The following is a 13,326-nucleotide window of genomic DNA, read 5'->3' on the forward strand; positions in this document are numbered from 1 at the left end:
TCGCCGTTGGCGGCCCGGCGGCGGGCAAGGGCCGTCGTCACCGCCGCCGAGCCCGTCCGCACCCTAAAAGGACTAGACCAGTGCGGTCAATGGTCCGGACCAAAGCGAACCACCCAGGAAGGGCGGCGGGCCGGTGTGAGGCCACCGCGCGCGGCCCCCACCGCCATCGCGCGTCACCCGCCCGGGCGCTCCGGTGGCGAGAACAGGTCGTCCTGGGCCCGTTCCCGGGCGGTGAGCAGCGCTCCGCGCAGGACGGCCGTGCCCCCGAGCCCGCTCGCCCGCACCTCGGTGACCAGCGGTGACATCCGGCGCAGCCGCTCCTGCACCAGCCCGGCGAGCACTCCCCCGCCGGCCCGCCCGACCTCCCCGCCGAGCACCACGCAGCCCGGGTCCAGCACGGCGACGACCGAGGCGACGCCGACGGCGACCCGGTCGGCCAGCACCCCGAGGAAGCCCACGGTGTCCGGACGGCCGCCGGACTCCGGCCCCGAGGCACCGTGTTCACCGGCCCTCCGGCCGCCCTCGCCGCCCGACACCCCCGCGTCCTCGTCTCCGGAGACCGGCGCCGCCGCTCCCCCGGCCGCGTCCGCCACCGCCCGCCGCACCACGTCCGCCGCGCCCGGTCCGTCCGGTGCGGCGGGCACCGGCAGGCCGTACTCCGCGGCCAGCGAGACGACCGCCGCCGCGCCGGCCAGCGAGTGGAAGCCGCCGTCGCAGTCGACCGCCGAGGGCAGGCCCCTCGTGCCGGGGACGGGCAGGAAGCCGATCTCGCCGGTGCCACCGGAGGCGCCGCGGCGCAGAGCGCCGTCCAGGACGACGGCGGCGCCGACGCCGTGGCCGAGCCAGAGCAGGACGAAGGTGTCCCGGTCGCGGGCGGCGCCCTCGCGCTGTTCGGCGAGCGCGGCCAGATTGGTCTCGTTCTCGACGGTGACCCGGGCGCCGGGCAGCCGCTCCTGGAGGGCGGCGGCCAGGCTGCGGTGCCAGGCGGGCAGCCCGGCCGAATCCCGGAGGTCTCCGGTGGCCGGGTCGATCAGGCCCGGCGCGCCGATGCCGACGGTGTGCAGCCGGTCGGCGCCGGCCTCCTTCGCGGCGCTCTCCACCGCGGCCACCGCCCGCTCCACGGCGGGCCCGGTCCCGGTGTCCCCGCAGATCGGCACGGACGCCTCCGCGAGCACCCGTCCGAGGAGGTCGGAGACCAGGACGAGCACGCCTTCGGTGCGGACGTCGAGCGCGGCGAGGTGGGCGCGGCCGGCGACGATGCCGTAGAGCCGGGCGTTGGGCCCGCGGCGCTGCTCGCCGGCCTCGCCCACCACCGTGATCAGCCCGGCGGCCGTGAGCCGGTCGACCAGGTCGGCCACGGTGGGCCGGGACAGCCCGGTGAGCTGCTTCAACTGCCCGGCCGTCAGCGGGCCCTCCTGCTGCAACAGCCGCAGGGCCAGCCGGTCGTTGATGGCCCGGGCGGTGCTGGGTGATGCGGGCATGACGGGAATCCTCCCAGATCCGCGCGGACCGGCCGACCGCATGGGCCCGTGTCCGCGCCCTCTCTGCACTCTATCTATCAGGCAGGGTTCCTGATAGTTTACGCGGCGTCGCAGGGAGGACCGGGCCGGGCGCCCCGGGGAAGGACGGAAGATGAGTGACGTGAGCCAAGCGCGCGGCGAGGTGAGGCACGCCCGGTACGCCGTGGCGGCCGTGTTCGCCGTGCACGGCGCGGTGACCGGTTCGTTCGCGACCCGCGTGCCGTGGATCCAGGAGCACACCTCGCTCGGCGCCGGCCAGCTCGGCTTCGCGCTGGCCTTCACGGCGTTCGGGGCGTCCTGCTCGATGCCGCTGGCGGGCCGGATCAGCCACCGGTTCGGCAGCCGTACGGCGCTGCGCGGACTGCTGGCCCTGTGGACGCTGGCCCTGGTGCTGCCCTCCGTCGCGCCGAACCTCGTCACGCTGTGCCTGGCGATGTTCGCCTACGGCGCGTCCTCGGGCATGTCCGACGTCGCGATGAACGCGCTCGGCGTGGAGGTCGAGCGGCTGCTGGAGAAGTCGATCATGTCGAGTCTGCACGGCCTGTGGAGCGCGGGCGCCCTGACCGGCTCGGCGGCCGGCACGCTCGCCGCGCATCTGGGCGCGGACGCGCGGGTGCACTTCGCGCTCGCCTCGGCCGTCCTCACCGTCCTCGGGTACACGGTCTGCCGCTGGGTGCCGGACCTCCAGCCCGCCGAGGACGAGGAGCCGCCGCCGCGGTTCGCGCTGCCGCCGCGCTCCGCGCTGCTGATCGGCGCGGTCGGGTTCTGCGCGGTGTTCGCCGAGGGCGCGAGCCTGGACTGGTCGGCGGTGTTCCTGCGGGACCGGCTGGACAGCTCGGCGGGGCTGGCGGCGGCCTGCACGACCGGGTTCATGCTGACCATGGCCGTGGCCCGGATCGTCGGGGACGCGGTGGTGAATCGTTTCGGTGCGGTCCGCACCGTGCGGGGCGGCGGCGTGCTGGCCGCGCTCGGCGGGCTGCTGGTCGTCGGCGCGGGGCACCCGGCGGCGGCGATGGCCGGGTTCGCGCTGATGGGGCTCGGCATCGCGGTGGTCGTGCCGCTCTGCTTCGCGGCGGCCGGACACGCCGGCCCCCGGCCCAGCCAGGCCATCGCGGGCGTGGCGACCATCACCTACACCTCGGGGCTGATCGCGCCGAGCCTGATCGGCGGGGTGGCCCAGGCGACCAGCCTGATGGTGTCCTTCTGCGTGGTCACGGCGCTGGCGTGCGGGCTCGTGGCGTTCGCGGGCGTCCTGCGCAGCGCCGAACGCGGCGGCCGCGCGCGGGAGGTCAGTCCGCCGGGCGCAGCAGTTCCCGGCCCGCCGTCCTGAAGGTCTCGCTCCAGGGCGCCGGGCGCATGGTCGCCGGGTCCAGCCGGACGAGGACCCGGCTGCCCCGGGCGTAGGTCACGGCGCCGTCGGCCGAGCAAAACCGGAAGCCGTAGGTCAGGCCGGTGGTGCCGAGCCGTTCCAGCCACAGGTGGACGGCGTAGGAGCCGGGGCGGGTGACCGGCGCCTCGTAGCCGATACGCAGCTCGCGGACCGCGTTGCAGGCGTCGCCGGCCGCCGTCCAGTCGCCGTCGAAGCGGACGCCGTGCCCGGCCCACAGCTCGGTCCAGGCCCGCTCGACCATGAGCGGGTAGCGGGCGTTGTGCAGCAGCCCGAGCGCGTCGAGGTCGTCGAAGTGGACGGTGACGGGGATCAGCCGGCCGTAGGAGACGGCGGGCGCGGTCGGGGCTTCGGCGGTCACGGGCTGGGCTCCTGGGATGCGCTGGCGGGGTGGCGGCACCCCTCGTACGCCACCATACTAAGCGACCGCTCAGCCCTCTCAGCGGGCGACTCGATCACCCTTTCGCACAGAGTTCACGTACGGGAACACGCGGGCGAGAAGTCGCCGGTTAGCCCTGACAATGGTGCGGACCGACCTCACGTACGTAAGAAAGCGAAACCCCACCATGGACCTCGGCGTGCGCTGGAAACTGCACGGTGACGGGCGCACGCCCGCGCCCGGAGCGGTGGTACGCCCCGACGAACGGCTCTCCTGGCCGCGCACCGTGGGCCTGGGCGCCCAGCACGTGGTCGCCATGTTCGGCGCCTCCTTCGTGGCGCCCGTGCTGATGGGCCTGGACCCGAACCTGGCGATCATGATGTCGGGCGTGGCGACGGTGATCTTCCTGCTCGCCACCCGCGGCCGGGTGCCGAGCTACCTCGGCTGCTCCCTGTCGTTCGTCGGCGTGGCCGCCGTCATCCGCGCCCAGGGCGGCACCAGCGCGACCGTGACCGGCGCGGTGCTCGTCGTCGGCGCCGTGCTGTTCCTGGTGGGCCTCGCGGTGCAGCGGTTCGGCGCGCGGATCATCCACGCCGCGATGCCGCCCATCGTCACCGGCGCGGTCGTCATGCTGATCGGGTTCAACCTGGCCCCGGTCACCGCGTCCACCTACTGGCCGCAGGACCAGTGGACCGCCCTGCTGGTGATGCTCTTCACCGGCCTCGCGGTGGTGTGCCTGCGCGGCTTCTGGTCGCGCATCGCGATCTTCCTGGGCCTGGTCTTCGGCTACGGCATCTCCTGGGTGTTCGACCGGATCTTCGGCAAGATCCACTCCATGGGTCCGGGCGGCAAGGTCGCCGACCACTGGCGGCTGGACCTCTCCGGTGTCGGCAGGGCCGACTGGATCGGCCTGCCGCACTTCCACGGGCCGTCCTTCCAGTGGTCGGCCGTGCTGGTCGCCCTGCCGGTGGTCATCGCGCTGGTCGCGGAGAACGCCGGGCACGTCAAGGCCGTCGGCGAGATGACCGGCGATCCGCTGGACGACAAGCTGGGCACGGCGATCTCCGCGGACGGCGTCGCCTCCGTGCTGTCCACGGCGGTCGGCGGCCCGCCGAACACCACGTACTCGGAGAACATCGGCGTGATGGCCGCGACCCGCGTCTACTCCACCGCCGCCTACTGGGCCGCCGCCGGCTTCGCGCTGCTCTTCGGCCTCTGCCCGAAGTTCGGCGCGGTGGTGGCCGCGATCCCGGGCGGGGTGCTCGGCGGCATCACCGTCATCCTCTACGGCATGATCGGCCTGCTCGGCGCGCAGATCTGGCTCAACGCCAAGGTGGACCTGCGCAACCCGCTGAACCTGGTCCCGGCCGCCGCGGGCATCATCATCGGCGTCGGCAACGTGAGCATGAAGTTCACGAGCACCTTCTCGCTCAGCGGCATCGCCCTCGGCACCCTGGTCGTCATCACCGGCTACCACGCGCTGCGCGCCTTCGCCCCGGCCCACCTCAAGACGCAGGCACCGCTGCTGGACGAGGGCACGTCGTCCTACGACCCGGAGGCCGCGGACACCGGCGCGGACACCGGGACGGGAGCCGGCGCCGAAGCCGGGACGAAGACGCCGCGCGCCGAGCCGTAGCCCGGCGTTCCCTCGTTCCGGCGAAGCACCGGGCCGGTCGGCACACCGGCCGGCCCCGGGCTGGGAGCCTTCCTCCCATGACGCAGCCGGCATACCTCACCACCCCGGTCGACACCGTCGTCGCGCGGATGCGCGCGCTCGACGCGGCCCTGCCCGCGCGGGACGGCGTCGCCGTGTTCAACCGCGTCTACCTCACCGTCACCGAGGAGGTGGACCTGCGGCTGGCCGCCGGGGAGTTCGCGGACCCGCGTGCGGCGGGCACGCTGGGCGCGCGGTTCGCCGAGCGCTATCTGGCGGCGGTCGACGCGGCCGCCGCGGACCGCCGCCCGCCCGCCTGCTGGCGGCCCCTGTTCCAGCTCCGCCGCCATCCCGGAGTGCGCCCGCTCCAGTTCGCCCTGGCCGGCGTCAACGCCCACGTCGGGCACGACCTGGCCCTGGCCGTGGTCGACACCTGCCATGCGCTCGGCTGCGAACCGGCCGCTCTGGAGGACGAGTTCGACCAGGTGGGCGAGGTGCTCGTGGCGCTGGAGGAACGCGTGCGCGAGGACTTGATGCCGGGCCCCGATCTCCTCCAGATCGCCGACCCGCTCACCCATCTGCTGGGCTCGTGGAGCCTGGAGCGGGCCCGGGAGGCGAGCTGGGCGGCGGCCCGCGCGCTGTGGGCGCTGCGGCACTGCGCCGACGTCGTCGAGGAGTTCACCGAACGGCTGGACGCGGTGGTGGGCTTCGCGGGCCGGATGCTGCTGACCCCGCTCGACGGCCGGCCCCCTCGACGGCCGGCCCCGCTCGACGGCTGACCGGACCGCCGCGCCGCCGGACCGCCGCGCCGCCGGACGGCGAAGGCGCGGGCGGCCGGAGTCCGGCTCCGGCCGCCCGCGCCCTGGTCCGTCTCCCGCGTCAGTCCTCGGGAAGCTCCACCGGCGCGATCTCGTCGTAGACGTCACCCGGGCCCGGGTTCGTCGGGTCGGTCGTGCCGCCGAAGTGGTGCATCACGCCCCAGACCGCGTTGAGCGCGGTCTGCACGGCGCCCTCGGCCCAGCCGGCCGTCCAGGAGATGTCGTCGCCCGCGAGGAAGATGCCCCGCTTGTCCGCGGGCAGCCGGTCCTGCATGAAGTGGGTGAACAGGCGCCGCTGGTAGCGGTAGTGGCCGGGCAGGTTGGCCTTGAACGCGCCCATGAAGTAGGGCTCGTTCTCCCAGGAGACCGTCACCGGGTTGCCGATGATGTGCTTGCGGATGTCGACCTTCGGATATATCTCGCCGAGCGACTTCAGCATGACCTCCATCCGCTCGTTCGGGGACAGCGGCAGCCACTTCAGGCTGTCGTCGCACCAGGTGTACGACAGACAGATCACGGCGGGCTTGTCCGGGCCGTCGTCCAGCAGGTAGGTGCCGCGCGTCATACGGTCGGTCAGCGTCATCGACATGACGTCCCGGCCGGTCGGATTTCCCTTGTCGTCGACGGCCTTGTCCAGCCAGAACGGCCGGTCGACGGGGACGAAGAGCTTGCTGGACTCCATGTAGTGGGTGCGCTCGATCGCGGTCCAGTGGTCGATCGGGAACAGCGAGTCGTCACACTGGATCTTGGACAGCAGCATCCAGGACTGGGCGGTGAAGATCGCCGCCCGGAAGGTGCGGATGTCGCCGCGCGCGTCCGTCACGGTGATCCCGTTGCCGGCGGTGCGGTGCAGCCGGGTCACGGCAGGCAGCGGCCGGCCGCCCTCGTGCAGCGTGGCGAGCGAGGTGCCGTACGGCCAGTGGACGATCTTCTCCGGGGTGCGCTCCCACATCCGCAGCGGCAACTGCTGGGAGCCGCCGACGATACCGCGGTGGTGGTCGTCGGCCTCGGTGTAGACGACGCGCAGGATCTCCAGGATGGAGTTCGGGAAGTCGGTGTCCCAGCCGCCGGTGCCGAAGCCGACCTGGCCGAAGATCTCGCGGTGCCGGAAGGACTTGAACGCCTCGGAGTCGCAGAGGAAGCCGTAGAAGGTCTGGTTGTCCAGCTTCTCGACCAGCTTCGCCCAGATCTCCCGGATGCGCGGCACGTCCCGCTCGCGCATCGCGCGGTTCATGTCGGAGAAGTCGGCGCCCTCCTCCAGGCACCTGTTCCAGGCCGCGGCGACGTCCCGGTAGACCTGGGGCAGGTCGTCGACGGTGACGGCGTAGTGGGACTCGCCCTTGAGGTCGACCACGGTCGAGGGGGTGGCCTCGGCCAGCGGGTTCGGGAACGGCCTGGTCTCCAGGCCCACCAGGTCGATGTAGTGCTGGAGGGCGGTGGAGGACGGCGGGAAGCGCATCGCGCCCATCTCGGCGGTCAGCGAGGTGTCGCAGCCCTCGAAGCCGACCGTGCGGAGCCGGCCGCCGATCTGGTCGGCCTCGTAGACGACGGGCTTGAGGCCCATCTTCATCAGCTCGTAGGCGGCCACGATGCCGGACAGGCCGCCGCCGATGACGGCGACCTCGGTGCCGTGCTCGGTCGCCGGTATCTGGCCGAGGCCCGCCGGGTGGGCGAGGAAGTCGTCGTAGGCGTAGGGGAAGTCCGGGCCGAACATGGTGATCGGCGGCTGCTGCTCGTCGGTGTGCTCGACGGCGTTGGGCACCGTGGACGTCATGGGGTACGGACTCCTTGCGGGTGGTGAAACCAGGGGGAAGCGGGGGCGGCCGTGGCTCAGACGAGGGACCCGTACAGACCGGGGCGGCGGTCCTTCAGGTACGGGTTGTCCTCCCGGGAGGCGGCCAGGAAGACGGGGTCGGCGTCGGCGGTCACGAGTTGCTCGGTCCGGCCGGCGCGGGTGCGGGCGACCCCGTCGGGACCGGCGAGGACGGAGAGGCCGACGAACTCGAACTCCCCTTCCCGGCCGACCCGGTTGACGTACGCGACGTACATCTGGTTCTCGAAGGCGCGCACCGGGATCATCGACTCGGCGACGAACTGGAACGGGTGCATCTGCGCGGTCGGCACGACGAGCAGGTCGGTGCCGGCCAGCGCGTGGGCGCGGACGTTCTCCGGGAACTCGACGTCGTAGCAGATCAGCAGGCCCACGGTCAGCCCGTTCAGCTCGGCTTGGACGATCTGCCGCTCGCCCGGCGTGAAGTGGTCGCGCTCGAAGCAGCCGAAGAGGTGGGTCTTGCGGTAGTTGGCGAGCCGGATGCCGTCGGCGGAGATCAGCTGGGCGGAGTTGTGGACGGTGTCGCCGTCGCGCTCCGGGTAGCCGTAGGCGATCGCCAGGCCGTGCCGGGTGGCGATCTCGGCGATCGCGTCGGCGGAGTCGCCGTCGGCGGGCTCGGCGAGCCGGGCGATGTCGTCGCCGATCGCGTAGCCGGTGAGGAACATCTCCGGTGCGGCCAGCAGCCCCGCGCCCGTGGCGGCGGCCCGGCCCGCGGCCTCGTCGAGGACCTTGAGGTTCCCGGCGATCGAACCGGGGCGGCCGGAGCTCTGGAGCAGGGCGGTGCGCATGCGGGATCCTCACCGGGAAGGGGGTTGGGGGGCCAGAAAGACGGTACGGTCGGCGCGCTCGGCCGGACAAGAAGGAGCCGTTGCGCGCCGGTGCGCGGTTTGTTGCGTGCGGCGCGCAGCGGGCGGCGATTCGTTGCGCGGCGGGATCACACGGCCCCGGAAAACGCTCGGGGCGCCCCGCCGTGGACCCGGCGCGGGCCGGACGGTACCGCTCGCGCGGTTCCCGTCCGGCCCGCGGCCGGCGCCCGGCGGGGCGCCCCAGCCAGCGATCGGCTCCCGCTACCCCGGTGCCCCGGAGGAGAAGCGGCGCAGCAGCGGTGACAGCACCAGGACCGACTTGGTGCGCTCCACGAAGGGCTCGCCCGCGATCCGTTCCAGCACCCGCTCGAAGTGCCGCATGTCGGAGGCGAAGACCTGGGCGATCGCGTCCGCGTCGCCGGTGACGGTCGACGCGGCCACGACCTCCTGGTAGCGCTCCAGACCCCGCTGGATGGTCTCCGGGGAGGTGTTGCTCCGGCAGTAGATCTCGATGTACCCCTCGGTCTCCCAGCCGAGCGCCGCCGGATCCACCCGCACGGTGAATCCGGTGATGGCTCCGGTGGCCCGCAGCCGGTCCACGCGCCGCTTCACCGCGGGCGCGGACAGACCGATCAGCTGCCCGATGTCCGCGTAGGAGCGGCGGGCGTCCTCGGCGAGGGCGTGCACGATGCGTTCGTCGAGATCGTTCAGCACAGGGGGTGGTTCACTTCTTCGGTTCGGTCACTTCTCTGCCGTCACCGCGGTACCGTCACCGGTCGCGAGACGGGAACGGCGATAGCCGTAGAGGAAGTAGAACACGAGCCCGGCGGCCATCCAGCATCCGAAGACGACCCAGGTGACGGTGTCGAGACTGAACATGTTGTACGCGCAGAACAGGAAGCCCAGCACCGGCAGGACCGGCCCGAACGGCACCTTGAACGTGCGCTCCAGCTCCGGTCGCCGGTACCGCAGCAGGACGACCGCGATGTTGACCAGTCCGAAGGCGAACAGCGTGCCGATGCTGGTGGCGTCGACCAGCTTGCCCAGCGGGATCAGGGCGGCGAGCACCCCGCAGAAGAGGGACACGAGCACCGTGTTCAGGCGGGGCGCGCCGGACTTCGCGTGCACCTTGCCGAGCGCCTTGGGCACCAGGCCGTCGCGGGACATCGCGAAGAGGATGCGGGTCTGGCCGTACAGCACGGTGAGCACCACGCTGGCGATGGAGATGACCGCGCCCAGGGCGAGCATCGTGCCCCAGAAGGTCTGGCCGGTGACATCGTTCATGATCGCGGCGAGGGTGGCCTCGGAGCCGTCGAACTTCTTCCAGTTCCAGGCGCCGACGGCGACACCCGCGACGAGCACGTACAGCGCGGTGACGATGATCAGCGAGAGCATGATCGCGCGCGGCAGGTCCCGCTTGGGGTCCCGTGCCTCCTCACCGGCGGTGGAGGCGGCGTCGAAGCCGATGTACGAGAAGAACAGCGTGGCACCGGCGGCGCTGACCCCGGTCATGCCGAGCGGCATGAAGTCGGCGTAGTTGCCGGACTTGAAGCCCATGAAGCCGATCGAGCAGAACAGCACCAGCGCGGCGATCTTCACACAGACCATGATCGTGTTGGCGCGGGCGGACTCCCGGGCGCCGCCGAGCAGGAACACCATCGCCAGCAGGACGACGACGAGGGCCGGCAGGTTGATGACACCGCCCTCGCCGGGGGCCGAGGACAGCACGTCCGGGATGGTGACGCCGATGGTGCCGTCGAGCAGTTCGTTCAGGTACTCGCCCCAGCCGACGGCGACGGCGGCCACCGACACGCCGTACTCCAGGACCAGGCACCAGCCGCAGACCCAGGCGACCAGCTCGCCGAGCGTTGCGTATGCGTACGAGTACGAGGAGCCGGCGACCGGGATGCTGCCCGCCAGCTCGGCGTACGACAGGGCCGAGAACAGGGCCGTGAGGCCGGCGATCACGAAGGACAGGGTGACCGCGGGGCCGGCCTCGGGCACGGCGTCGCCGAGGACGACGAAGATGCCGGTGCCGAGGGTGGCACCGATGCTGATCATGGTCAGCTGCCACAGCCCGAGGGAGCGCCGAAGCTGTCCTCCCTCGCCCTGGCCGCCCTCGGCGACCAGGCGTTCCACGGGCTTGCGACGCAACAGGCGCGCGGCGACGCCCGGGGACGCGGGGGCAGCCGGTATCGGGTGGTGCGGGGGTGCGCCTTGGTCGAGCACGCGCTGGCTCCTTATCGCTGCCGGTGTGGTGCGGACGCGGACCGGCTCGAACGCCGGCCCTCGTGGACGGGGACCGGTGGGCCTGCGCGGGCAGGAACCCACCGAGCGGGGTCCCCGCCACGCCACGTACTAGCGCAGCACCCTACGAGGCTGGGCTTCACGGGCGTAATGCAGCAACCTTGCGCATCCCCGCAGGATCATTGCGTTCATCCGGCCCGGATGACAAATCGTTGCGCGCGGGCTGTCGACCATTGCACGGCGCTCCCGCGGGGGCTCTCGGCGGGGAACGCCGACGGCCCCCGCCGTTCCCGGTTGCGGGAGCGGCGGGGGCCGTCGGAGGTGCGGGAGCGGTCAGGTCCAGCTCGCGTGCAGCGGCTTGCCCTCGGCGTAGCCGGCCGCGCTCTGGATGCCGACGATCGCCTTCTCGGCGAACTCCTCCAGCGAGCCGGCGCCGGCGTAGGTGCAGGAGGAGCGGACGCCCGCGATGATCGAGTCGATCAGGTCCTCGACGCCCGGGCGGGCCGGGTCGAGGAACATCCGGGAGGTGGAGATGCCCTCCTCGAACAGGGCCTTGCGGGCACGGTCGTACGCCGACTCCTCCGAGGTGCGGTTGCGCACGGCACGCGCGGAGGCCATGCCGAAGGACTCCTTGTAGGCGCGGCCCTTGGCGTCGTGCTGGAGGTCGCCCGGGGACTCGTAGGTGCCCGCGAACCAGGAGCCGACCATCACGTTGGACGCGCCGGCGGCGAGGGCCATGGCGACGTCGCGCGGGTGGCGGACACCGCCGTCGGCCCACACGTGCTTGCCGTACTTGCGCGCCTCGGCGGCGCACTCCAGCACGGCGGAGAACTGCGGGCGGCCCACGCCGGTCATCATGCGGGTGGTGCACATGGCGCCCGGGCCGACACCGACCTTGATGATGTCCGCGCCGGCGTCGACGAGGTCCTTGACGCCCTGCGCGGAGACGATGTTGCCGGCCGCGATCGGCACCTGCGGGTCGAGCGCGCGCACCACCTGGACGGCGCTGATCATCGACTCCTGGTGGCCGTGCGCGGTGTCGATGACGAGCGTGTCCACGCCCGCGTCGAGCAGTTGCTTGGCCTTGCCCGCCACATCGCCGTTGATGCCGACGGCGGCGGCGATCCGCAGCCTGCCGTGCGCGTCCACGGCGGGCGTGTACAGCGTGGCGCGCAGGGCGCCCTTGCGGGTGAGGATGCCGGCCAGCCTGCCGTCCTCGTCGACGGCCGGGGCGTAGCGGCGGTTGTGCTGGTCGAGGGTGTTGAAGGCCTCGCGCGGGTCGATGCCGGCGTCCAGCAGGAGCAGGTCCTTGGACATGACCACTTCGAGCTGGGTGAAGCGGTCGACGCCGGTGAGGTCGGCGTCGGTGACGACGCCGACGGGCCGCTGGTTCTCGTCCACGACCACGCCGGCGTTGTGGGCCCGCTTGGGCAGCAGCGCCAGGGCGTCGGCGACGGTCTGGTGCGGGGCCAGCACGATCGGGGTGTCCAGCACCAGGGGGCGGCTCTTCACCCAGGAGATCACGTCGGTGACGACGTCGATCGGGATGTCCTGCGGGATGACCACCAGCCCGCCCCGGCGGGCCACCGTCTCGGCCATGCGGCGGCCGGCGATGGCGGTCATGTTGGCGACGACGAGCGGGATGGTGGTGCCCGTGCCGTCCGGCGAGGAGAGGTCCACGCCCTGACGCGAGCCCACCGCGGAGCGGCTCGGCACCATGAACACGTCGTCGTACGTCAGGTCGTACGCGGGCTGGATGTCATTGAGGAAACGCACGTGCTGCACATCCCAGTCGATCAGAGGCGGCCCCCGGACAGGTGTGCCAGGGGGAAAGAGCACGTACTTCATTGTCCCATGACGTCCCGGCTGTCAGGCCCTGACAGAACATCCAGGCGGCGCGGGGTCTCCTAGGAGGTTCCTCCAAGGGCGAGGACGACCGTGAGGGCGGGCGTCCGGTCGGCGGCCTCCGTGAAGACCTCCTCGGCCGTCCGCCACTCCTCCGGCCGCGCCTCGGCGTACGCCCGCCAGCCGCGGACGACGATCAGCAGCCCGCGCTCCACGGCGCCCTCGGGCCAGACCGTGTGGTCGGCGAGGGAGTCGGCCAGCGCGTCCCAGTTGCGGCCGAACCAGCCGGGCAGCGCCAGGGCCCGGGCGACGCGGTCCATCAGGCCCGCCTTGTCCGTGACCCCGTCCAGGTCCAGGGTGACCGGGTACCGGCCGGCCAGGTCTTCCGTCATCTCAGTACCGCCCGGAACGACTTGTAGTGGTCATCGGTGTAGTAGAACTCGCCGCCCTGTCCGGCGACGAGGCGCCGGGCCCCGCGGTCGCGTGAGCCGGGCGTGGGCACGGTGTACTCGTGGTAGTAGCCGCGCGGGTGCCGCGGCAGCCGGCCCTCGAAGTTCCCGAACACGACACCGTCCCTGGCGTACGGGAAGGGGCCGCCCCGGTCGATGAGGGCGAGCGTGCGGCGGGCCTCGGCGGGCAGCCGGGACGCCGGCACGGTGGCCATGCCGTGGGACCGGGCGGGCGCGGAGGCGCCCGGCGGGGCCGGGGCGGGGCCGCCGCCGGAGCATCCGGTCAGCAGGACGGCGAGGCAGACCAGCAGGCCGGCCAGGAGACGGGGAACGGACCGCGACAGCATGCCCCGATGCTGCCACGGACCTCCCCTCACGCGCCCGCCGCGG

The 13,326-nt window shown here is 72.7% G+C and carries 12 protein-coding genes; 3 read left to right on the forward strand and 9 right to left on the reverse strand.

The features are described 5' to 3' along the window. Window positions 1-173 precede the first annotated feature (173 nt). A complete protein-coding gene (locus ACZ4SV_RS20205) occupies window positions 174-1,481 on the reverse strand; it encodes an ROK family transcriptional regulator (RefSeq protein ID WP_468005897.1) in 1,308 nt (435 codons plus the stop codon). A gap of 151 nt (window positions 1,482-1,632) precedes the next feature. Here ACZ4SV_RS20205 and ACZ4SV_RS20210 point away from each other — a divergent pair, with 151 nt between their 5' ends. Further along, window positions 1,633-2,850 (forward strand): MFS transporter, encoded by a 1,218-nt coding sequence (locus tag ACZ4SV_RS20210; protein ID WP_468005898.1) that lies wholly within the window; start codon window positions 1,633-1,635, stop codon window positions 2,848-2,850. On the opposite strand, the gene ACZ4SV_RS20215 is transcribed toward ACZ4SV_RS20210, so the two are convergent. Continuing rightward, a complete protein-coding gene (locus tag ACZ4SV_RS20215) occupies window positions 2,810-3,268 on the reverse strand; it encodes an acyl-CoA thioesterase (protein WP_468005899.1) in 459 nt (152 codons plus the stop codon). The two genes, ACZ4SV_RS20210 and ACZ4SV_RS20215, sit on opposite strands and share 41 nt — an antisense overlap. 205 nt (window positions 3,269-3,473) lie before the next feature. Here ACZ4SV_RS20215 and ACZ4SV_RS20220 point away from each other — a divergent pair, with 205 nt between their 5' ends. Beyond that, window positions 3,474-4,922 (forward strand): uracil-xanthine permease family protein, encoded by a 1,449-nt coding sequence (locus ACZ4SV_RS20220; RefSeq protein ID WP_468005900.1) that lies wholly within the window; start codon window positions 3,474-3,476, stop codon window positions 4,920-4,922. Window positions 4,923-4,999: 77 nt separating this feature from the next. After that, complete coding sequence (locus tag ACZ4SV_RS20225; protein WP_468005901.1) at window positions 5,000-5,719, forward strand: DUF5995 family protein; 720 nt, start codon at window positions 5,000-5,002, stop codon at window positions 5,717-5,719. A 100-nt stretch (window positions 5,720-5,819) separates the two neighbouring features. Here ACZ4SV_RS20225 and ACZ4SV_RS20230 read toward each other — a convergent pair whose 3' ends face one another. From ACZ4SV_RS20230 to ACZ4SV_RS20260, 7 genes are all read right to left on the reverse strand, one after another. Further along, window positions 5,820-7,532, reverse strand: coding sequence for a flavin monoamine oxidase family protein (locus ACZ4SV_RS20230; RefSeq protein WP_468005902.1), 1,713 nt, complete (start codon window positions 7,530-7,532; stop codon window positions 5,820-5,822). A gap of 56 nt (window positions 7,533-7,588) precedes the next feature. Next, window positions 7,589-8,377: a carbon-nitrogen hydrolase family protein gene (locus ACZ4SV_RS20235; protein ID WP_468005903.1), complete on the reverse strand. Its 789-nt coding sequence runs from the start codon at window positions 8,375-8,377 to the stop codon at window positions 7,589-7,591. Window positions 8,378-8,656: 279 nt separating this feature from the next. Continuing rightward, window positions 8,657-9,109, reverse strand: coding sequence for an Lrp/AsnC family transcriptional regulator (locus ACZ4SV_RS20240; RefSeq protein WP_030620185.1), 453 nt, complete (start codon window positions 9,107-9,109; stop codon window positions 8,657-8,659). Between the two features lie 27 nt (window positions 9,110-9,136). Continuing rightward, window positions 9,137-10,624, reverse strand: coding sequence for an amino acid permease (locus tag ACZ4SV_RS20245; protein WP_468005904.1), 1,488 nt, complete (start codon window positions 10,622-10,624; stop codon window positions 9,137-9,139). Between the two features lie 351 nt (window positions 10,625-10,975). Next, entirely contained in the window at window positions 10,976-12,418 is a 1,443-nt protein-coding gene (locus ACZ4SV_RS20250) for a GuaB1 family IMP dehydrogenase-related protein (protein WP_397946631.1), read from the reverse strand. Window positions 12,419-12,549: 131 nt separating this feature from the next. Continuing rightward, the gene (locus ACZ4SV_RS20255; protein ID WP_468005905.1) at window positions 12,550-12,879 is read right to left on the reverse strand and encodes a barstar family protein; all 330 of its coding nucleotides are present in this window, start codon (window positions 12,877-12,879) and stop codon (window positions 12,550-12,552) included. Beyond that, window positions 12,876-13,283: a guanyl-specific ribonuclease gene (locus tag ACZ4SV_RS20260; RefSeq protein ID WP_468005906.1), complete on the reverse strand. Its 408-nt coding sequence runs from the start codon at window positions 13,281-13,283 to the stop codon at window positions 12,876-12,878. The genes ACZ4SV_RS20255 and ACZ4SV_RS20260 overlap by 4 nt, the downstream gene beginning before the upstream one ends. Between the last annotated feature and the right edge of the window lie 43 nt (window positions 13,284-13,326).

It is taken from the genome of Streptomyces sp. NPDC027672, from assembly GCF_055566335.1.

Bases quoted from the DNA above. Each gene is read 5' to 3' on its own strand.
- ACZ4SV_RS20225 (WP_468005901.1), top strand. From the start codon at position 5,000: ATGACGCAGCCGGCATACCTCACCACCCCGGTCGACACCGTCGTCGCG.
- ACZ4SV_RS20230 (WP_468005902.1), bottom strand. From the start codon at position 7,532: ATGACGTCCACGGTGCCCAACGCCGTCGAGCACACCGACGAGCAGCAG.
- ACZ4SV_RS20220 (WP_468005900.1), top strand. From the start codon at position 3,474: ATGGACCTCGGCGTGCGCTGGAAACTGCACGGTGACGGGCGCACGCCC.
- ACZ4SV_RS20210 (WP_468005898.1), top strand. From the start codon at position 1,633: ATGAGTGACGTGAGCCAAGCGCGCGGCGAGGTGAGGCACGCCCGGTAC.
- ACZ4SV_RS20260 (WP_468005906.1), bottom strand. From the start codon at position 13,283: ATGCTGTCGCGGTCCGTTCCCCGTCTCCTGGCCGGCCTGCTGGTCTGC.
- ACZ4SV_RS20255 (WP_468005905.1), bottom strand. From the start codon at position 12,879: ATGACGGAAGACCTGGCCGGCCGGTACCCGGTCACCCTGGACCTGGAC.
- ACZ4SV_RS20235 (WP_468005903.1), bottom strand. From the start codon at position 8,377: ATGCGCACCGCCCTGCTCCAGAGCTCCGGCCGCCCCGGTTCGATCGCC.
- ACZ4SV_RS20205 (WP_468005897.1), bottom strand. From the start codon at position 1,481: ATGCCCGCATCACCCAGCACCGCCCGGGCCATCAACGACCGGCTGGCC.